Source organism: Streptomyces sp. CY-1, assembly GCF_047218265.1.
Taxonomy (GTDB): Bacteria; Actinomycetota; Actinomycetes; order Streptomycetales; family Streptomycetaceae; genus Streptomyces; species Streptomyces niphimycinicus.
On sequence record NZ_CP178393.1, the window covers coordinates 1,797,957 to 1,817,383 of the forward strand.

Sequence of the window (19,427 nt, forward strand, 5' to 3'; positions counted from 1 at the left end):
TCTTCGAACGGGGCCGGTCGGTCCGTCAGCGGCGGAGAGTACATCCGTCCAGCGCAATTCGCTATGTCTGCCGGTATCCGGCTGACAAGCCCTGGCTTGAGCTTCCCTTGCCCCCGGAAAACAGAGCCCGTTCCTGAGAGCGCAGCCGTTTGCCCTTCTCACTGGCCGACTCGCTGCTGTACGGGCTCCACTTCTCGGAAAGGCCAGGCTCGAAAACTTCGTGTTCGGCCATGCGCTGATTCCAGGTATCGCCGAATCGGCCAGCGATGCCTAGCATCTGCTCGAAGCCATCGGCGATCTTCGCGTATCCCGCCTCGGCCTCATCGGGCGTGATGCCGTATGTGGCGTAGTTCTCCAGCTCCGATCGATCTAGAGCGAACCCGCGGCGAAGCGCGGCGGCCCCTATAGCGGCGGCGCTGGCCTGCTTCTTCAGCAGCGGCTCGGCCTTCTTGCGGTCCAAGAAGTAGGCGGTCAGGTCCGCCTCGTTGATGCCGTACATCTGGTACAAGGCCCCCTTGTACGCCGGGTTCGCCTGGGTGGTGGCCTGGACTGCCATGTCCACCCGGCTCTTCACCTCGGTCGGCGAGACATCGCCCGCGATCCAGTTCCGGAAGTCGGCAGGGTCGTCATAGAACCCTTTTGGTAGGCCAGCAGCCGAGAGAATCTGCCGGTACGAAGATTCGGCAGACAGGTAGTCAGCCGGGCTCAGGACCGGCAGACCCGCCTTCGTGCGGGCTTCATTCGCTGCGAAGCGCTCCTTGTACTCCTTGGTGTCCTGGAGCAGCAGGCCGATGGTGTCGGCGCCGTATCCCTGTTTCACGTAGTCGAATATTTTGCCCGCCAGCGATCCCAAGCCATAGGCCCCGAACAGAGACTTCAGCGCAAGATAGGCATCCCTGTTGTCCCCAGAGAGCAACTTGTCGTACTGGCCGCTGGCCGTATAAACGTCGTTCTGCGCAGTGGCCAATTTCGCATCATTAGCTGTCTGTTCCTTTTTGATGTTGGCGATCTGCTTGTTGTACCAGTCGATCTTTGCTTTGTTGTCCTTAGCCTGCTTGATCTTCTTCTGGTATGTGCCGAGTTCCGCCTTGTAGAGCGCCGCGTGACGCTTTCGGGTCGAGAGGTCTTTCTGTGCCTTGTCCAGGGCCTTGCGGTCGATCTGCCCTGGCTCCGGCAGATCTATCGTGTCCTGCCATTCCTCGGGGACGTTCTGCGCGGGCGTGCTCATCAGTAGGCCATCCCAAAGTCCTTGGCCACCTGGCGGGCCACGGTCATCATGCTTTCGCGGGCGTTGTTTGTTTTCTTCCAGCGTGGATCGTTGCGCACGTAGTTCTCGAACTGCCACAGCGGGAAGTTCTGGCCCGCGTGGTCACCGGCCATGGCGTTGTAGATGTGCTTCTCGAAGAGATCCACATCCGTTTCGGGCAGCTCCAGCAGGGTGGACAGGCTCTTGATGTACGGGGCGGCTAGGTCCATTGCGTTCTGTCCGGCCTTGATCTGATCGGCGAAGTTCTTGAAGCGGGCAGCCGCCTGACTGCGAATGTGGTCCTCCACAGTCTCCACGGTTACCTTGCCGGAGGCCACGCCCGTTGAATTGCGCTTATACCAGTCGGTGGAGTACTTCATCCCGTTCAAGTACGCAATCTCATGGAGTTTGTCCCACGCTTCACCAGCCTCGCCCCACATAATGCCGTCGTTCACCTTCGCCCGAGAACCGAGCCAGTCCTTGATCCGGGCATCCGACCAGCCGAGCGCCAGTGCGTTGTAGATGGCTTCCTTCAAGATGGCCGAGCTGCCGCCCTTGCCGTTGATCTGGTTCCCGACGCCGACCTGAACGGCGAGCTGGTTGACTTTGTATTGCGCGTTCTTCCAGTTCTGCTTGAAGGTCGCCGGATCGGTGGCTTGAAGGGTGATGTACTTCCGCAGAGTGGAAGACTGAGTTCGCCACCACTTGGAGTTCTTCAGGCTCGCTTGGAAGCGGGCTGCCGACCACTGGCCGGCTACCGCCTGAGAGAAGAGCCGCTTCAGTTCCGACGAACTGTTGATGAGCCTGGAGGACAGGCCGTATCGCTCGGCTAGCTCCGAGCTTGAGAGCTTGACGGTAACAGGAGCGGATGGCGAGTAGCCGCCACCTACCTTCTGGCCGGAGTAGCCTCCCGCCCGCGTCATGATGCTGTTGACGTACTTGTAGACGGGCGGGTTGCCGTAGGTCTTGTTGGGGTTTGGCTGGCCCGAGTACCACATGGCGGCGGCACCACGAGCGCCATACTTCTTGTAGTAGCCGCCGAGCACACCGCGGACCACCGCGTCCTGGGCGGCCGAATTGGCGAGGTACTGCTGTGGCGTTAGCCGTCGCCCGTAGTACCTCGCTGTCCAAGCGCCCACGTTGGCACCCATGACCTGGTATCGGCCATATGCTCTGTCACCGTTGACCCATGGGCCGATGGCTCGGTAATTGCCGCCCGATTCCTGCTGTGTGAGGCTCCACAGGAAAGCCTCGAAGGTCGTAGCCATTAGAACCCCAGCCCCATGTCAGAGAGAACCTGACGGCCCACGTTGAACGTCTTCTCAGCCGTCCCTGGCGTTCGACGCCAGCGCGGGTCATTGCGGACCGACTGAGTGAAGGCGTCCAGATCCATGGGCGTCGGCTGGCCCTTGGAGTCCACTCGATTGATCGCCTGTTTGATCTTGGGGTTGAACACGTCGACGTCAGACTCGGGCAGGTTCAGTTCCTCGGCGAGCACTTGGACGTAGGGTTGAGCAATGTCCTTCATGGTCGCCCCGGCTTTGAGCTGGTCAGCGAATGCAGGGTAGAGCCCCGCCGCGTGCTCGCGCATGCTGGCCTGGATCTTTTCCATGGTGGTGAGGCCGCGGACGAGGTACTGAGCGTTATTCAGAATCGACTGCTCGGTGACGGATAGCCCGAGGTTGTAAGCCTCATTCTTGATCTGCTTGGCGGCCTGCCCAGCCACCCCGCCCAGAGTGTGGTCTTTCCCGAACTTCACGTATTGACCGAGAAAATTGGCAACTTGGGCGTCTTGCCAACCCAAATGCACCATATTCTTGGAGAGCTGGATGACCTTGGAGTCCGGCAGGATGGCGCCCATCTTCACCGCCATCTGGCGGGCCGCGACGCGAGCCGCCTCCATCTGAGCCTTGTAGGTTGCCGGATCGGTCTTCTGGAGGATTTGAGCCTGCCGCGCTGTTGAGCTGTTCTTCCTCCACCAACTGGAGTTCTTGACCTCGGCCTGGAACTTGTCCGGCGTCCACTGGCCGCCCACCGCTTGCTTCAGTAGCTTCATCAGGCTGGGCTGGCTCTTGAAGAATGCGTACGACATGCCGTACGTCTCCGCCAACTCGTGGGCGTCGAGCCGGGGAGCCACTTCCTCAGCGAAGCCGCCGCCACTGGACGGGTCAGCCTGGACGCCGGGTATCCGACGACCAGCCATCCAGCGGTCCATGTAGTAGCCCTCAGCCAACGAGCTGACCTTCACGCCCTGGCCCGGCCGTGGGGCGTGGATGAATTTTCCGCCACCGATGTAGATCCCGACATGGTCCGGGCCGGACCGTTTGCGGTCCGTATCGAAGAAGACCAGGTCTCCGGGCCTGAGCTTGTTGGGCTGGACCGAATAGCCAACGTTGATCTGTTCGTACGTCGTGCGAGGCAGACTGATGCCGTACTGGAGAAAGGACTGTTGCACGAGTCCTGAGCAATCAACTCCAGACTTCAGGCTGTTGCCACCCCAGACATAGGGCACTCCAAGAGCCGATCTGGCCGTGCTAACGATGTCCTCACCCTGCGCCATCAGGGGCCCCATAGATCAGGCTTTCCAGCGCGTTCTGATAGGTCGTGACTGCCTGGTTGACGCCGTACTCTTTCTTCTTCTTGATCTGCTGTTCCCCGAGGTAGCCCCGAGCGTCGGCGGTGAGTCCGCCGCTAGACGTCGTGTTGGCGCCGATCGACTCGCCAGTCTTCATGTCATATTCGGTGGTCGTCGTCTGGACGACGGGACTCGATCGCTCGGCCTCATTCAGGGCCCTACCGAATGCGGTCAGCTCGCCACTTCCGGGGTCGCGGCCCATCATGTCCTGAAATAGCTTCGTCGCCATTGCCCGCGCGGTGTCTGGGTCAGTCAGGTCTACCCGGGATTGAGTCTCGGTCTTGAACCGTGGGCCGACGTATCGCTTCTCTCCGGTAACGCTGTTGATTTCGAAATCGCCCTGCCGCACCCATGCGGACTTTCCGCCAGAACTTCCGACATAGGCGGCTAGGATGTCGAGAGGAGATACCTTCTTGTCAGCAGCACCGTACTTCGCGGCCTCCTTGACCAGTTTGGACCAGAGCTTCCCGGCCTCAACTGGCCCGTCTCCCAACTTGAGCTGACCGCCAATGATGCCCTTCGCCAGAAAGTCCCGCTGTTGCTTGCTCGACCAGTTGTAGAAGTCGCCCAGAGCGTCTTCCTCGGAAACCCATATGCTCGTGGGCTTCTTCTCTGGGGCGACTGATCCAGAACTTCCGTGCGGGCCACTGGTCTCCCACGTCGTACCCATGAAAACCCGGCCGCTGCCGCTCGACTTTCCACCACCAGCGCCGAAGTACTTCTTCAAGATCACCAATTCATCGCTGGAGGGGTCGCCCTTGCCCGTGATGGTCACTCCGCCTCCTCATTGGCTATGTCCTGGAGATCCACGCCCATATCGCGCGCCAGGTAACGGTGATGGAGATCACCGAACCGAGTATCCTTCTCAATGAGACTGTCCACGTATCGGCTCCACGACTGAGCCAGATCCGCGTTCGCTTTGGCTCCCAGCGTTTTGGCTCCGCCATCTTTGTCTCGCTCAACGAGGACCGCCAGCACGGCCTTCCGGCCTACGAGATATTCACGCAAGACGCGAAGGTCGCTTCGATTGGGGTGGTCGGCCAGCCGAGAATTGGCCACCTCGGTCATTGCCGGTATAAGGCGGTCGTACCGGCGAGCGTCGAGTGTGAAGAAGTCCTTGCTCCACTCTTTGTTGTAGTACGGATTGCGTGAGCCGTCAGGCATGAGGGGGTCTCCGTACAGCCGGGCCACGGCAGCCCGCATGTTCGTCAAGTCCTCGGCGCCTTCGTCGGCGAAGCTATTGAGCCCTCGCTTGTGCAGTTCCGCGGAGATGCGATTCATCATGCCGGTGTATCTGGCCCAACCCAGGCGGCGCTGATTCTCCGCCATGGCCTCGTCGGCCGACAGCTTCCGGCGCTGCATCTCCGCACCGCCAGGAATGAGGGGCGTCGTGAGCTGATACGCGTACGCCTCTGGAGAGAAGGGGCCATTGCCCTCCGGGCCGACGATGAGCGCGGCCAGCTCGGGGTTCGTGGCGATGATGTCGCCGTACTCCTTCGAGAGCTGTACGGCCTTCTTCGTGGCTGGGATTCCGGAACCGTCAGAGGTCGCCTGAGCGAAGATGAAATGTGACTCGCCAAAGCGCTTCAAGTATTCCTCGTCGGCAGTAAGCGGGTTCTTGCGGCGCAGATTGTTGTACTGGTCGCGAAAGAACTGGTAATTGTCCGGCTTCTGAGTGGCGAACGGCTGGAGGAAGGCGGACGTCGCCGAGAAGAGCCAATAGTTCCTGGTCATGCTGGCTATCTCTTCGGCTGATGGCATCGGCTTGCCGAGATTGGCGTGTTCATAGGCCGCACGCTGCATGATCTGGAGCTTGACGCGCTGGTATCGCTCGTCGCTGGTGTCGAATGCGGTCAAGAAGTTCTTGACGGCTGGGGGCAATACTTGGTCGGCCGCCCGCCCCAGCGGGTTCTGTCCCAAGAACCCACCAGTCACCGGCCCGAAGGGGAGAACACCGAGCTTGCGAGCCAGCTCAGCGTCAGAGGGCTTGTCCTTGACGAATTCGTTGACGGGGATACTGACGATCGGGCCAGTTCCCGGGTTGAACCACGGGTCACCCTGGGTGACCAGGTTCATGGAGTCCTGGGAGATCAACCATCGGCCGCTAGGGTCCATCCCAAATGCTTTGCCAACAGGGCTGTCGGCAAGGAACTTGGGGACCCTGGCCATGATGAACCGGTCCCCCTTGGGCACCAGACGCTTTTTTCCTGTGACGGGGTCGATGACCGTGCCGTCGGCAAGAATCCGGTTACCGTCTTGGTCTTGCATCCAGCCCCAGCTAGCCGGCGCGTTAAAGAAGTTGTGCGCATAGCCGACGACTTGGGGGCGGTCGGCGACGATGCGGCTCCACCGCTGCCAGGCTTCCGTGGTGGCCGCGAAGAAGGGGGAGATGAACCGGAGGGCGTGGGCGGCGTCGGAGCGGTGCGCGATGTCGAAGACGAGCTTGCGCGTGTCCCTCAAGGCCAGCCGACGCGCGGTCTCGGCGATGCGGTCGGCGTCCTTCTGGGCCAACTTGGCGCCCTGCTTCAGCTCCTGAGCGGCCAGTTGTCGGCCGTGGCCCTCGTAGAGCTGATTGAACAGAGGGTGCCGAGCCATGCGGTCCGCGGGGAGGCTGGCCACCGTCTTGAACCAGGCGTCAATGACACGGTCCATCCCCTGGCTCAGGCGGTTGGACCCGGCCATGGTCTCGCCTAGCTGAGTCGTGTGAACCTCGAAGGGCCGCATGCCGTCGTCAGCCGCTTTCGTCAAAAACGCCTCGTCTGCCTCGCCCTTCAAGGCGGCCTGGCGTACCTCAGGCGTCGGCAGGTATTCGGCCACATCGTGGTACACGCTGGCCGCAACGCGTTCGTCGCTCGCGTGCTTGATGCCAAGCCGCTTGCGGTACGCCCTCCCTGCGGGTGTGGCGACGAGCCACTTGGTCATGTCTTCGATGGAGGCACCCTTGACTGCCTGGACGGCTAGCTGGTCTTGCATGATCTGGGTGTTGATCGCCTGATGCCAGCTAGCGACAAAGAGCTTGGAATCCTGCGGATACGAGATCGAGACACCGGAGTGGCTGAAGGACCGAATCAGGTTGTTGTGCACCAGCTTCTTGTTGGAGGAGAACAGATTGTGAAGCGAGTCATCCGAAGAGATCATCTTTTGGAAGTACTCGCCCTTGTTTCCCCCAAGGGCAGGCGGCAGGACTACGCCAGGGGCCACCTCTGGCGACTTGTAGAGCTGACTAGACTGACGAAAGCCCCGCTCCCGGGCCGACTTCACCACATCGATCGCGGCCAACGAGTCCTCACGACCGCTCGCCAGGTGCGCCAACTGCTCGTCCAGTTCGGACAACCGCGCTTGTTTGCTCGGCAGTCCCGCCTTGAGGCGGTCCGCAGCCAGGCGCTCGGTCTTCTTGTGCTTCTCGATCTGCTTCCCCAGCGCCGACCGGCGCGCGGCAGGAGCATCTTGGGGTAGGGCGGCCAATTTGGTCTCTGCCGCCTGCCGCAATCTCTGCGCCTTGGCAACTTGGCCCTGGTTAAGCGCTTCGTGCGCCTTCACTCGTGCACGAAGTGCGAGCGCGGATGGCTGGATCCTGGCAATCTCCTCGTCCGCATACCGCAGTCCCTCGCGAGCCGCTTCTTCCCGCGCTTCATAGTGACTGGCAGGTTTCCAGTGGGCGAGGTTTGTAGCCAGATTCTTCACGCCGTACCCGGCGCGCATTGCCATAGTGGCTGCCCCAAGGCGGGCCACCTGGCCGGCTAGATCGTCACCGAGGACTCGGGGAATGTAGCCCAACCTGAACAGCGTCCCGAACTTCCACAGATGATTGAACCAATCAAGCCGGTCCGTGATCCAGTCGGGATTGCCGTAGCCCTTCCTCCGCAACGCCTTTATGGCGCTTGAGTGTCTGGCCAGCGTCTTGTCCAGGGCTTGCAGATCAATCATCACGTGGTCATTCGCCAGCCGTGTGACCATATTCGGGTGCACGCTCAACTTGCCGCCCTCGGACATGAACTCATCCACGTGGATTGCTTCACCTGGCATGGTGGCGGCCGAATAACGGCGCAGCCCTTCTTGCTGGGCGCCAATGCGCGAGCGATACGCATTGTAGAGCGTCAGGCCCTCGTCGGCCGACAGTCCGTGCTTCTCCGCGACTTTTCCCACGCCAAGGGCGCCCACCTTGTCCAAGACATCGAGTCGTTCGCCTTCGGTGCCGGTCTTTAGGTACCGGTTCAGGATGTCCTGGCGGATGTCCGGCCCGATTCCCGGAATTCGGGCTATGTGACCGCGTAGTTCATCGACTGATTCCGGATGGATGTCATCGATGGAGATCAGCCCGTTCGGATGTGCCTCTTTGAAGCTCCGTACTACCGTCAGTGGCGTGCCGTCGAAATCGCTGTGCACGCGCGAGAAGCCGATAGCTGGGTGGTCTGGCCGGCTCGGGCGAGCGGTGCTGCCCCGTGCGGGCCCGGTCCTGAACTCCCGTTGTGCAGCCGTTCGGCGCTCCGCGCGGGCGAATGACCACCTGGTGAGGTTGACGGCGTCCAGCTCCGCGTAGTGGTCCAGCATGCCGTTGTAGCGGCTCACCAGATCCTCATCCGCGTTGATCTGGCGTGTGACCTCGTCCATGCGCTCTTGGACCAGGCGCTCCATGGTGGGCATGCCCGCGTAGCGGCCTCGCATCAGGTCCAGCTCGGCCAGCCGGGCCGTGTCCTTCTGCATCCGGTTGGCCGCCAGCAGGTTTTCCCCCTCCAGTTGTGCCCTGGCCTCCACGTCGCCCAGGGAGACACGCAAGAACTGATGGACTTCGTCCGGTGACTGGAGCTTGGAGACGATGCCGCCGAACCGCGGCCCCATGCCCGACTGCCGGGCCATGGTCAAGTTGTTCAGTAGGGCGGGGTTGTCTTTGTTCTCCCACAGGAATTTCTGAGCCTTGGTCATGGTCGAATTTGACATCAGCTCGTTGATATCCGTCGTGGTCCAGCCGCCCTTGGGTCGGGGCTTAATGACCCCGCGTCGGGCTCGACCGATTCCCTTGCCCGCTAGGACGGCGGGGTCAGCCCACCAGCGCAGGCCAAAGTCCACGGCGCCACTGGAGTACTTGAAGAAGTCGCTGTCTCGGCGAAGGCGCTCAACATAGGCATTGCCGATCGCAGGCATACCTGCCTGCTTGAGCAGTTGCTGTTGCTCCTCCTCGCTCAGGTCTTTCCAATTCGGCGGCAGCGCTGAAGCGGGCGGCGTGGCATAGCGAAGCGGAGAGTTGACCGCCGCTTCCGCGCCTGACTCGCCCTTAGTCAGTCCAATCCAAACTGCCTGGCCGGGGCTGATGTTGTTGGACGCATGCCAGGCTTTTCCCCAATCGGATGCCGACACCAGACTGTCGAACCCCTGAGCGCTGACCAGGGTCGCGGTAGACAACGGCTGACTGACTCCGTTGTCGTATGCCCAGTTCAGGGTTGCCATGGCCTTTTCTAGACCCGTGCTGATCGGGGTGACTGCCGCTGAGAGAGGTTGATCCTTCTCAGGGTTGTGAGTGGCATTCCCGTGATGCCATGTGACGTCGGAATGGAAAGGGTTGGTGTAGCGGTCGATGGCGTTGAACGCGTTGGATACGCTGTCGAGTCCGTCTTTAATCCAATCCCCGAAGCCCATCAGAACACCCCTGTATCAGCCTGCTCGTTCATGCCTCCGAAGTCCGGGGCACTGAAAGACGGCTCATCGGGCGAGTACACATCGATGGCTGTCGGCATCGCCTGGAGCCCGTAGGCCAAGCCATAACCGACCGTGTCAGGGTCCGCGCCATTGAGTGTGAAGTCCCAGGCCAGGGCGGGGGTGTCCGGCATGAACGCCGCCATATTGCCGAGCTGAGTGAACCACTCCATTACTTGACCCACTCCCAGCTTTTCCCACGCAGAACATCCCGGGCGATATCCCAGGAGCACCCGACACGCCGCGCGATGCGGCGGTAGCCCCACCCACGGTCGTGCAAATAGCGGATCAGGGCGACGTCCGTGACCGTGATCCGAGTGGTGCTGTTCCGGACGCCTCGGTTGGCGCCAGCCTTGCCCGCCATCAGGGGGCCATCCCCTTCAACTGCCGTACCAGGTTCCGGGCCGCCTTCGAGGCCCCCGGCTGGCTGGCCATGTGCTCCAGAACCGGGATGTAGGGCAGGAGCCGCCGCATGTCTTCGTCGGGCTCGTTAGGCAGGCCCAGGGCCTCCAGGCCCGGCCCGGCGCCCAGCTCGGCGCCCGCCGTCACGGGCACGTCCGGCTGCTGGCTCGGCTGGTCGAAACCGACCAGATCCGCGGTGATGTCCTGGGCGGACTGCGGGTTGCCCACGTCTCCGCCGGGGCTGGCAGCCAGCGGCGCCGACTGCTGGAGCTGTTCGAGTTGCTGGCGCTCGCCGTACGCGCCGCCGGACGGTGTGCGGATCGGCTGGGATGGCCCGCCGTCGGTCCTCTTACTCAGTGCCCCCGGCCCGGAGACCGGGGCGGGGGCACTGGGCTTGCGGTATCCACCGCTCGCCATGGGCCCCTCCTCGTCAGTGAGCCTCGTTCTTGTCGTTGTTGCCGGTGCCCTTCGGCTTGTCACCGAGGCTCGTGGTGGTCCACCCGGTGATGTTCGGCGTCGTCGTGTTGCCGTTGGTGTCGCCACTATTCGCGCTGGTCATGGGCGTCTGGGTGTGCACCCCGGCCGAGGTTCCCTTGAGGCCGTCCATGGGCTGGCTGCCGCCCTCATGGAAAGGGTCGCCGCTGAATCCGGTGTCACTCATTTCTTGCTCCCTGTCTTGTGATCGTCGCAGTACTTCGCCGGCCGAGGCCCCTTACTGACCGCCGGGGGGTTCGTGCACCCGATGCGGGCGCAGGTCGCTACGTCGGCGGCGGGTTGCTCCTCGGCCGCCGGGCACCCAAGCCAGTGGCCGTCTTCTCGGCCGCACTTGCGACACTCGCTCATGCGGGGACACTCCTCTTGACGGAGGCGGAAAGGGTTGACCCGCCGCCAGACGTGAGACCGGCCAACAGGGTCTGAAGATCCGGCTTGCCGCCAGGGCCGAGCTGAGCCTGGCCAGGGGCCACGCCGGCCGGGAGACCACTGGCAGGGTTGATGCCGAAGGGCACCCCGGGCTGACCCCCCTCGGAGCCCGGGGTGCCGGGCGGACCCGCCTCAGCGGGTGCAGTCGCGGGCTGTGGCTCCGGCTTGAACGCGGTCAGAATCGCCTCATGCATCGGCATCTTCTCGCGCAACTCGATTAGCTGAGCGGCCTTGGTGAGGATCATGGTCGGGTCCATGCCTTGCTGCGCCATGATTCCGATGCTGCTGAGCAGGGCGAACACGCCCTGTTTCAGGGCGTCGGTCGTCTGCTCCTTGTCCACCTCGGCCTGGAGCATGGCCACATCCACATCCATGGGGAGCTGGCGCTGTACGAAGTCGCGAGAGACGAGCTGGTCACCGCGGAGTTGGAGGAGGAAGACCAGGGCTTGGTTCGGGTTCATGCCGGAGGCGAAGCCGTAGCTGACACTGACCCGATAGTTCCCCTTGATGTCCTTCGAGGGGGTATAGCTCTCCTCGAACGGGGTCCCGTTGATCACACCCGAGATGGACTTCTGGGCGTCCGGCCAATACTTCTCGTCCATCTCGAAGGCCAGCTCTAGCGCCTGCTCCAGGGCGTGGCCGATCACGAGCTGACCTGTCGCTACCTGGATGTCGTAGCCCCCGTTGAGGGCGTCGACTCCACGGCCGGTGATGATGCTCGCGTTCACATCGCCGGTCGCGCTGGCCGGCGTGCGGGTGCCTCGCATGACCTCTTGCTGGAGAAGCGCGTCCTGTTGCCAGGCCGCTTGGGGCATGTCGGTGCCCACCCGGCGGATCTTCTCGGGACTGTTCGTCCTGATCACCGCATCATCACCGAACGGGATCTTCTGTACGTCTGTCGGCAGGGCCAGCGGCGCCCTGACGGTCTGCTGAGTCGCCTGAAGGCCAAGCATGGCCATCCGGTTGTGCGCGAGCATCGGCCAGACCACGTCATCAAACTGACCGCGCTCCTGGTCATCCCAGAGAGCCTTTCGGGCGATGGCGACAGGGACCTTACCGAAGCGGTTCTCGGTCTCCATCAGGACCAGGTTTCGGCGCTCCGGCATATAGAGCACGTACACGCTCTTGTCGCAGTACTTGATCAGCTCCAGCTCGGTGTCTCCACCCGTCTGGCGGCCGAAGGGCTGGTCCTTGCCGAGGATGGCGGCAGCGTGCTCGGGGAACTTCGAGGCGAGCTGAGACGCCTTCTCCCGCCACACTTTGGTGTAGCTGATGATTCTGTCGCTCAGGTCGTACTGGGCGTAGTGCTTCATCGGGTTGTCGATGCGGAGCCGCGGCCGACCAGCCGTGAAATCGGGCTCGACCACGATGGGCATGGCGCCGTAAGTCAGATACCAGTCTGCTCCGGTCGGCATCTTTGCCTTGAAGGCGGAGTCAATGATGTAGCTGTACGCGATCTTGGTTTTTTTGGCGACGAACTTCTTCGACCGCTCCGAGGTCATGACTCCGCTGGCGCAGTTGATCGACGGCAGCGGCGCCAGATGCTCCGCCAGTTGACGCGCGCTCGTGTCGATCAGGTTCGCCGTGATCGGTCGCGGCCAGGCGTCCGGCATGCTCCCGGGCGCGATGTTGTCGATCTTCTGGGCGCGAGCATCAGTGATCGTCTGGTGTCGCTCATCCCGCTCGGAGGCATCACGGCGAAGCGCCTCGACGCGGCGCGTGATCACCGACATGTCCGCCATGGCCACCTCCAATGTGCAAAATGTACGTCCTGTACGACTACTTCCGCGCTTCGAGGAGCTTCACGCGCTTTTCCAGTGCCGCAAGGCGCTGCTCGAAGGAGGGCTTGGGGGCGGGGGCCGAAGAAGTGGGCTTCCACTTCCCGGCCGGGAGCTTGAGGCAAGCCGCTATATCTGTCCGGAGACCCGGCATCCCAAGCCCCCGAGGGTCCGGCTTCCAATCGGACCACTCCAGATGGCCGATGACACTCCGGGCGCCCCATCCGTGCGCTCGACAGAGGGCAGCGGCTGCCTTGACCATCGTGACCCGTTGCACTGTCGGCCACGGGTCGTGTCCATCGCCCTGATTGACGCATTCGAAGCCGTAGAAGTGGCTGTTCCCATCGACAGCGCCAGAACTGCCTTGGTGCTCGTGTGTGGCCGGGGGCCGATCCCCGTACGACTCGCCAACCACGGCGGCCAGGACCCGGCTATCTCCACCGCCCGCGTGATTGGCGCGGCCGTGGCCGACCATCCACACCTCGCCCGCTTTATCGATGACCCCATGACACAGCGGTCCCGGCAGGGAAGCCGTGCCGTCGTAGCAGGCGTCGATAATTCCGGAGCTGCCGGAGGCCGTGTGATGGAGCATGACCCCGTTCACCGGCCCCCAGGCGCCCTTGTGGTTGCGGCTATGCGTCCGCCAGCTACGGACCTCATGCACAGTCAGCCCCTCTGCCCGGAGGGCGGCCAGGACTCGGTCAGCGGTCAGCGGGGTTGCCATGTCGTACTCCTCACCAGTGCATGGAGCCGTCCCAGGCCCCCGAGCCCTGCTGTTGCAGAGCAAAGTCCAGATCGATCACCGATTGGCCAGCTCGGTCCCGCGCGGAGCTGAATTCGCTGGTCTGGACGTGCCATCCGTCCGTCTCGCCGAACATCAGCTCTCGACAGCGGATCTCCACGAACCACAAGGCCATAACGGTGTCGGTCAAGCCCCTGGTTTCCGGGAACCACGAGCACAGTTGCTCAATCAGGGCCCGTACGCCTTCGGACTGGGTCTGGCTGGGGAGCCGGATCAGGTTCCGGCCGTCCCGCCAGCCCTCGAAGAGGGTCGCCATCGAGGCCACGCCGAAGTCCGAGTCCCATTTCTTCGCGTCGGTGTGGTGCCCGGTGATCAGGCAGCCTCGCGCGGCCAGGAAGCTCCGGATCTCCTGGTCCTGGACCAAGGACGCCTGATAGGCGTTCTTCTCGACTCGCCACTCTGAGATGCCGTACCGCTCGGTGAGCCGACGCATCTCAGCGCGAAGCTCATGAGGCGGCATCCCGCGCTTGTTCACCACGTCCAGCAGCCAACGGACGCCGGTCCGTCGGTCGAGACCTACCACCACCATGGCCGTGCAGCCGGCCGCCGCCGGGTCGAGCCCGGCCACCACCAGGAGGCCATCCATGCCGTACTTACGGTGTTGAGACTGGCCATCCATCAGCCGCCCCGGGTACCGGGCCCGGTCAACGCAACCCTGTACGTCTTCCTGCTTGAACACCGCATCGTCGGACACCTGGTCCTGCATGTAGACCATCGACCAGTTCCGCGGACTCATCTTCCGGCGCTTCTTCGCCAGGGCCGGACCGTCCCACATTGGCCAGAGTCCGTCTTCGTCCTGGGCAACCAGCTTGCGGGCCGCGATGGTGACCGGCGGCCGGTTCGTGCGTGGCCAGAGCGTCGCCCAATCCTTGGGATCGTCGGCGAACTCCAGGACCGCAGGCTGAGTGAGATAGGTCCAAGGGCTCTCGCCCTCGGTGTAATAGGACGGCTTCAAGATCTCGCTATAGAGATCCACCGTCTCCATCCGGGTGCCGATGAGCAGCATCCGACCGCCAGCGTCGGCCACACGAGAACCGACCTGATTCTGAATCCACGTGATCTGTGACTCGAACTGCTGGTGGTTCGTGTGGTCCACACAGTCATCCATGATCGCGAGATCGCAGCGACTGCCGTAGATGTGGCCGCCGATGCCGACAGCCTGAACCGTCGGGTCCTTCTCGCCGGAGTCGCGACCGGCCACGTAGATCTTGTCTGCGGTCCAGCTCGCTGCGCCCTCGGCGAATCCGCCGGGCGGACCGAACGCGGTCTGCAAGTCGGCGAAGGTCTCGGACTCGGCCAAGCGCTCCTTGATCGAGAGCAAGAACTTCTTTGCCATGTCCTGTGTCTTGGAGATCAGCAAGACACGGATGTTGGGGTCCTGGCAGATGCGCCAGACCACATAACCGACCGTGAGGGTCGTGCTTTTCGCGTGCTCGGGTGGAGTGTTGACCAGGATCTGGTCATCGTCACCCCGAACGAAGCGCTGGCGCGGATGAAGGTCCCGCGGCTCTCGCCCTTCTAGCAGGTCGTACCACTGGAGGTGATGGCGGAAGAGCCGCATCCCCAGGTACCGCTCAGAGAACTCGGGGAAGTCCGGCAGCGCCTCGCGGTTGCCCTTGGCCCGCTCGATCTTCGCCTGTAGGGCCTTGTCGACCAGCACGCGGAAGTCGGGATCTGTCTTGCGGTAGTAGTCGTAAGACGACCTGGCACGGCGTGCCTGTCGGCAGCCCTCCTCAACCGTCCCGCCCATGCGGACCGTCGCCAGGATGATGCCCTTGGCGTCCCGGGCGCTGTTCGTGTCGGCCCGGCGATCTTTCGCTTTGAGTGGCGGCACCTTGGCCGGATCGGCTATCAGCCTGGCCATCTGCCACCTCCCCAGCGCCTGGGGGCCCTTGGGGGCCCGATCGGCGGGGGAGGTTACATTCGGCTCGTGCCATTTCGCGAGCGATCCAAGTTTCATGATGCGGAAAGTTGATTCCGTGTCGCGATTGCGATTTCGACGCCCGTGATGTCACCTATGCCGTGCCGGGTCGAGCACGCTCCCCGGTCGCCCGCCGCGACGGCGGATGCAGGCCGTTAGAGGGCGCCGCCCAAACGCGCTCAGGGTCGACTGAGCGCACCCACGAGCAGATGGGACACCCGGAGGCCGGAGCGCCGTGGCGGGTCAACGAAGGCGGGTGAGGTACACCCCGCGATCCCCTGCACATGCCGCGCTGGCGTGGAGTAATGCCCACGCTCTCCCCTGTCGGGGCTCCCCTGTCCCGCGTCGACCGACGCGGGAGCCGCTGGCGCCCGGCGCCCGCGGAGCGGCCGACGGCCGCCAGCAGGCCGGCGAGCCGGGGCTGACTCCAGGAAGCCCGGCTCTATCCGGCCATATCAGCGCTCCGTCAGAGCGCCCTGGACCTGGGGGGTTTGTGAGGGATGGGAGGTCTGTGACCATCCCATCCCATCGGGCCCGGGTTAAAAACCCGGGGGTCAGAGTGGACATGACATGTCCACCTTGGGGCGATATGGGCCTTACAGGCCCCCGGGCCCGATGGGATGAGGCGAGGTGGACACCGAGCCCCTGACCAGCCACGATGTGGCTTGCTCGGTGCCCACTAGGACATGTGGGCCGATGGCCACACATGTACAAGGGCAGGCCGATGGCCTGCCATGGGTGGCCGTCGGCCACCAGCGGCCAGCCCAACAGGGCCAACCCGGGCATGGGTGACATCGGGCGAGTGACACCCCCCTCTTCCTCTTTCGTCACAGGCCACAGCAGGTGGCCATGCGTGCCCGAGCGGCACTCGATTGGGACCGTCCAGCTCAATTCGCCTTTGCGCCCCGTGTGCGCCCATTCGCGCCCGTGTGTGCCGGTCACCCATCGGCCAGAGCTTCACACCCTGCACACAAGCGGGGATGACACTCCATGTCACCCGCGTAGACCCGATCTTGGGATACATGGACGTCCAAACAATCTTGGATTGACCCTGCAACCTTTCTCATTCATACCTGTGAGCAGGCATTTTGATGGCTAATCATGACTTTGAACTCTCTTTACCATCGTAACACTTGACCCATAACTGGGATGAAGAGGAGTGTTGGCACCCCCACCGGGGAGCACGCACAGCGGACGAACCGGGAGGGATTGCACGGCTCGAACTGGCCGGTCTTCACTGGCCGTTCACGCCGATTTGAGAACTGGAGAGCACGTCTACCGGGTGACGACCCCCGACATGGCCACCCCCGCGAGGGGAGAGGGTGAGCGGGGAGGTAACCGGCAACGCATCCCTTCCGGGGTGGCGGCGCAGACGTGCTCGGAAGGGTGGCCGGTCGGACCAGAACACGACCGGACGGACAGGCGACAGTGCCACCAGCCGCGACCATCACCCGGTGATCGGTTCCGAGACGATCGCGCCACACGGCGCAGACCTCCCGATAACACCCGGCGCCATGACTGGTGCGAGTGCTGGCCTAGTCCGTGACCGCAACGTAAGGGCCCCTATGCGCCATGCAGATGAACGCTGGTGCGGGTACCTGCGAGCGACGAACGCGCGGTGATGACGCGCCTTGTTCGTCACTCGTCATGCGGGCAGGGGCGGATTCCGGTGGCATCCCGGTGTCCCTGCTCGCTTGATGAGTCATCACATGATCAATGGAGAGGGATCATGAGCTACGTCAAGCTGAACAACGGCAAGTGCGTGGATGCGCACCTTGATGGAGACTGCGCGACTGCCGGTACGTGTGTCTGCGGCTTCCACAAAGGTGCCGGGCAGTGCCAGTTCGGAGACTGCCGCAACGCCCTACCCGTCACGGGCATCGTCGGCACTCTCTGTCTGGAGTGTTCCGCCTACGAATGGCGCGTAGCGCTCCCCGGACACCGCGCGTCCGTCGACGCCACCCCCGACCAGATCGAAGCTGCCCGCGACTGGGCGACTGACTGTCTGGCTGAGGATCACCCGCTCATGGACCACACCGAGCGCGTGAGCGCGGATCGTGCCGTCCGGTACGTCCAGCGCAATTACCAGGGTGGATGGGTCGCGTTCGCGACCGAGGGCTTCACGGTCGTGACCGTCACGGTGGGCTGATCATGAGTGCTCAAGATGAGTGGATCATCCCTGACTGTGGCCACTCCATCGATTGTGCCGACAGGGAGACCCAGTGGGGCGACTTCGGTCCCGCGCCGGTCCCCGGGCCTCGCGGTGAGTGGCGTTGTCACCACATCGATCACGGGAAGGGCGGCCAGCCCATTCCCGTATGGGCTGGCCAACAGCCCTGACCTGTAAGAGCCATCGGGCGCCCGTCTCGTACGGGCGCCCCCTTGGTTCCGCAGGAGAACCAACGTGATCATCGGAGAGGGATCATGCAACAGACGATCAAGTTTGCGTCGATGCGCTGCGTTCGCCTCGGGCGACGGGTCTTCACGTTCTCGCGCACCTGCCCCACCTACCGCACCGTTCGTTCCGCAGCTCGGAAGCTGCCGGAATCGGTGGTCCTGTAAGTCCCATCGGGCGGCCGTCCCGTACGGCCGTCCTCTTGGTTCCGCAGGAGCGAACCACAGAGTTCCCGGATGGCACTCCGAGGACTCTGCCAATGGCCAAGGAACTGGAGAGGTTGGCCATGAGCGACAAACAGATGATCAAGGATGCGGTCAAGGCCGCGCGCCAGCGCGGAGGGGTCATCGACCACGGCACGGCTCGGGCGATCGCGTCGGGTTACAACGACTACCGGACAGCCCATTTCGTGAACACGGGCTACATGCCCAGGGGCGACGCGATGTGGCTCATGGATGCCGTCCGTCGCGGGGTGGACGTCCAGACGCTGGAGAACGACCGCGCAGCCCTTGAAGCGCTGTGCGGGTATCTGCTGCACAGGCAGGGGGCGGGTGACACCGGGCGCGTTCCGGGATGGTCGGGCATGTGGGTGCGCCCCGTGCCCATGCACATCCACGTGGGTTACACGACCGACGACCAGGCGCCGGAGGACGCTCCCGCGTGCTTCGCCACCATCGAGGCCGCGATGGACGGTCTGCGACACGCGCTGAAGGATCAGCAGGACTTCTATTACGAAGCCTGCTGGGCCCTGGAGCCGCACCCGGAATCTGCATGTGACTGGAACCGTGTGGCTGTAGACGTCGAAGCGTTCTTGTCCGCCATCGCTCTCGGCGATCTGACCTACCGGCTGAACCACCCCGAGACGTACGGGCGAACCCACACGTTCGTCTTCGAGCCTCCCGCCGGGCCGTCCGTTGCCCACTGGGTGGCGTTCGCGGACGGGGACCGCGACGAGTGCGAGCACAACCAGGACTGACCCCTGCCGGAGTACCGGCGCGGCTCACCTCCGGGTGAGCCGTCGCCGTGCTCTCGACAGGGGTAGAGCAACGGCCCCGGTGGCACCCGGGGCCGTCGCAGTTGGCCTAGGAATCCTTGGAGAGGTAGGCCATGAACCAAGGTAACAAGCGCGGTCCGGGCTCTTGCAAGAGCGCGTCCGATCCCACGCTGAGTCGGGGTGATCTTGTTCTCTGTCGTGGGGTCTACTCCACGGTGACGGAAGTCAAGCATCACGCTCCGGGCACACACGACGGGTCCCCCATCCGCAACGACTGGCTAGCCATCGAGATCACCACGACTCAAGGCCCGCGCTGGCACGGTCGCGAGGCCGTAGGCGAGGGCGACTGACCATGGCGCGCGAATTCCTCGTGTGGAACGAGGGCGGAGAACTGGTCTCCGGCCCGCACCGTCAGCGTGATGTTGCAGAAGGACAGGCCGAGCGGGCACGCCAGGCGTGCCCGTGCGGCACGGACGGGCAGGAGGTGACCCCTGGCCGGGGCGACTTCCGGTGCGGCGTGCTCAGCCCGCACGGCATCTCGATTCAGATCACAGAGAACGGCCGCGACGTCACGGCCGACGGCTACGGCACCTGATCCTGCCGGATCACCAGTGCGGCCCGCCCCTGCGGCGGGCCGTCGCT

The 19,427-nt window shown here is 63.5% G+C and carries 13 protein-coding genes and 1 pseudogene; 3 read left to right on the top strand and 11 right to left on the bottom strand.

The genetic code is table 11. From position 1 onward, the window contains the following. Positions 1–61: 61 nt before the first annotated feature. From ACK1X7_RS07370 to ACK1X7_RS07420, 11 genes and pseudogenes are all read right to left on the bottom strand, one after another. Complete coding sequence (locus ACK1X7_RS07370; RefSeq protein WP_413114808.1) at positions 62–1,228, bottom strand: hypothetical protein; 1,167 nt, start codon at positions 1,226–1,228, stop codon at positions 62–64. After that, positions 1,228–2,514 (bottom strand): hypothetical protein, encoded by a 1,287-nt coding sequence (locus ACK1X7_RS07375; RefSeq protein WP_413114809.1) that lies wholly within the window; start codon positions 2,512–2,514, stop codon positions 1,228–1,230. Before ACK1X7_RS07375 ends, ACK1X7_RS07370 begins: the two co-directional genes overlap by 1 nt. Further along, positions 2,514–3,806, bottom strand: coding sequence for a C40 family peptidase (locus tag ACK1X7_RS07380; RefSeq protein WP_413114810.1), 1,293 nt, complete (start codon positions 3,804–3,806; stop codon positions 2,514–2,516). The genes ACK1X7_RS07375 and ACK1X7_RS07380 overlap by 1 nt, the downstream gene beginning before the upstream one ends. Next, complete coding sequence (locus tag ACK1X7_RS07385; RefSeq protein WP_413114811.1) at positions 3,793–4,656, bottom strand: hypothetical protein; 864 nt, start codon at positions 4,654–4,656, stop codon at positions 3,793–3,795. The genes ACK1X7_RS07380 and ACK1X7_RS07385 overlap by 14 nt, the downstream gene beginning before the upstream one ends. After that, positions 4,653–9,515, bottom strand: coding sequence for a hypothetical protein (locus ACK1X7_RS07390; protein ID WP_413114812.1), 4,863 nt, complete (start codon positions 9,513–9,515; stop codon positions 4,653–4,655). The genes ACK1X7_RS07385 and ACK1X7_RS07390 overlap by 4 nt, the downstream gene beginning before the upstream one ends. Next, positions 9,515–9,745 carry a hypothetical protein gene (locus tag ACK1X7_RS07395; RefSeq protein WP_413114813.1) on the bottom strand — a complete coding sequence of 77 codons (231 nt, stop codon included), beginning with the start codon at positions 9,743–9,745 and terminating at the stop codon, positions 9,515–9,517. Before ACK1X7_RS07395 ends, ACK1X7_RS07390 begins: the two co-directional genes overlap by 1 nt. Positions 9,746–9,935: 190 nt before the next feature. After that, positions 9,936–10,391: a hypothetical protein gene (locus ACK1X7_RS07400; RefSeq protein WP_413114814.1), complete on the bottom strand. Its 456-nt coding sequence runs from the start codon at positions 10,389–10,391 to the stop codon at positions 9,936–9,938. A 13-nt stretch (positions 10,392–10,404) separates the two neighbouring features. Beyond that, positions 10,405–10,635 carry a hypothetical protein gene (locus ACK1X7_RS07405; RefSeq protein WP_413114815.1) on the bottom strand — a complete coding sequence of 77 codons (231 nt, stop codon included), beginning with the start codon at positions 10,633–10,635 and terminating at the stop codon, positions 10,405–10,407. Between the two features lie 178 nt (positions 10,636–10,813). After that, positions 10,814–12,637: a hypothetical protein gene (locus ACK1X7_RS07410; protein ID WP_413114816.1), complete on the bottom strand. Its 1,824-nt coding sequence runs from the start codon at positions 12,635–12,637 to the stop codon at positions 10,814–10,816. A 100-nt stretch (positions 12,638–12,737) separates the two neighbouring features. Then, positions 12,738–13,397, bottom strand: a pseudogene (locus ACK1X7_RS07415) (peptidoglycan recognition protein family protein); the annotation flags it as partial. A 10-nt stretch (positions 13,398–13,407) separates the two neighbouring features. Beyond that, a complete protein-coding gene (locus ACK1X7_RS07420; protein WP_413114817.1) occupies positions 13,408–15,339 on the bottom strand; it encodes a hypothetical protein in 1,932 nt (643 codons plus the stop codon). A 1,786-nt stretch (positions 15,340–17,125) separates the two neighbouring features. Between ACK1X7_RS07420 and ACK1X7_RS07425 the strand changes: the two genes are divergently transcribed. From ACK1X7_RS07425 to ACK1X7_RS07435, 3 genes are all read left to right on the top strand, one after another. Then, entirely contained in the window at positions 17,126–17,545 is a 420-nt protein-coding gene (locus tag ACK1X7_RS07425; protein ID WP_413114818.1) for a hypothetical protein, read from the top strand. A 505-nt stretch (positions 17,546–18,050) separates the two neighbouring features. After that, entirely contained in the window at positions 18,051–18,767 is a 717-nt protein-coding gene (locus ACK1X7_RS07430) for a hypothetical protein (protein WP_413114819.1), read from the top strand. A 370-nt stretch (positions 18,768–19,137) separates the two neighbouring features. Next, complete coding sequence (locus tag ACK1X7_RS07435) at positions 19,138–19,380, top strand: hypothetical protein (RefSeq protein ID WP_413114820.1); 243 nt, start codon at positions 19,138–19,140, stop codon at positions 19,378–19,380. Positions 19,381–19,427 lie beyond the last annotated feature (47 nt).

Bases quoted from the DNA above. Each gene is read 5' to 3' on its own strand.
- ACK1X7_RS07380 (WP_413114810.1), bottom strand. From the start codon at position 3,806: ATGGCGCAGGGTGAGGACATCGTTAGCACGGCCAGATCGGCTCTTGGA.
- ACK1X7_RS07425 (WP_413114818.1), top strand. From the start codon at position 17,126: ATGAGCTACGTCAAGCTGAACAACGGCAAGTGCGTGGATGCGCACCTT.
- ACK1X7_RS07410 (WP_413114816.1), bottom strand. From the start codon at position 12,637: ATGGCGGACATGTCGGTGATCACGCGCCGCGTCGAGGCGCTTCGCCGT.
- ACK1X7_RS07375 (WP_413114809.1), bottom strand. From the start codon at position 2,514: ATGGCTACGACCTTCGAGGCTTTCCTGTGGAGCCTCACACAGCAGGAA.
- ACK1X7_RS07390 (WP_413114812.1), bottom strand. From the start codon at position 9,515: ATGGGCTTCGGGGATTGGATTAAAGACGGACTCGACAGCGTATCCAAC.
- ACK1X7_RS07400 (WP_413114814.1), bottom strand. From the start codon at position 10,391: ATGGCGAGCGGTGGATACCGCAAGCCCAGTGCCCCCGCCCCGGTCTCC.
- ACK1X7_RS07435 (WP_413114820.1), top strand. From the start codon at position 19,138: ATGGCGCGCGAATTCCTCGTGTGGAACGAGGGCGGAGAACTGGTCTCC.
- ACK1X7_RS07395 (WP_413114813.1), bottom strand. From the start codon at position 9,745: ATGGAGTGGTTCACTCAGCTCGGCAATATGGCGGCGTTCATGCCGGAC.
- ACK1X7_RS07370 (WP_413114808.1), bottom strand. From the start codon at position 1,228: ATGAGCACGCCCGCGCAGAACGTCCCCGAGGAATGGCAGGACACGATA.
- ACK1X7_RS07430 (WP_413114819.1), top strand. From the start codon at position 18,051: ATGGCCAAGGAACTGGAGAGGTTGGCCATGAGCGACAAACAGATGATC.
- ACK1X7_RS07420 (WP_413114817.1), bottom strand. From the start codon at position 15,339: ATGGCCAGGCTGATAGCCGATCCGGCCAAGGTGCCGCCACTCAAAGCG.
- ACK1X7_RS07405 (WP_413114815.1), bottom strand. From the start codon at position 10,635: ATGAGTGACACCGGATTCAGCGGCGACCCTTTCCATGAGGGCGGCAGC.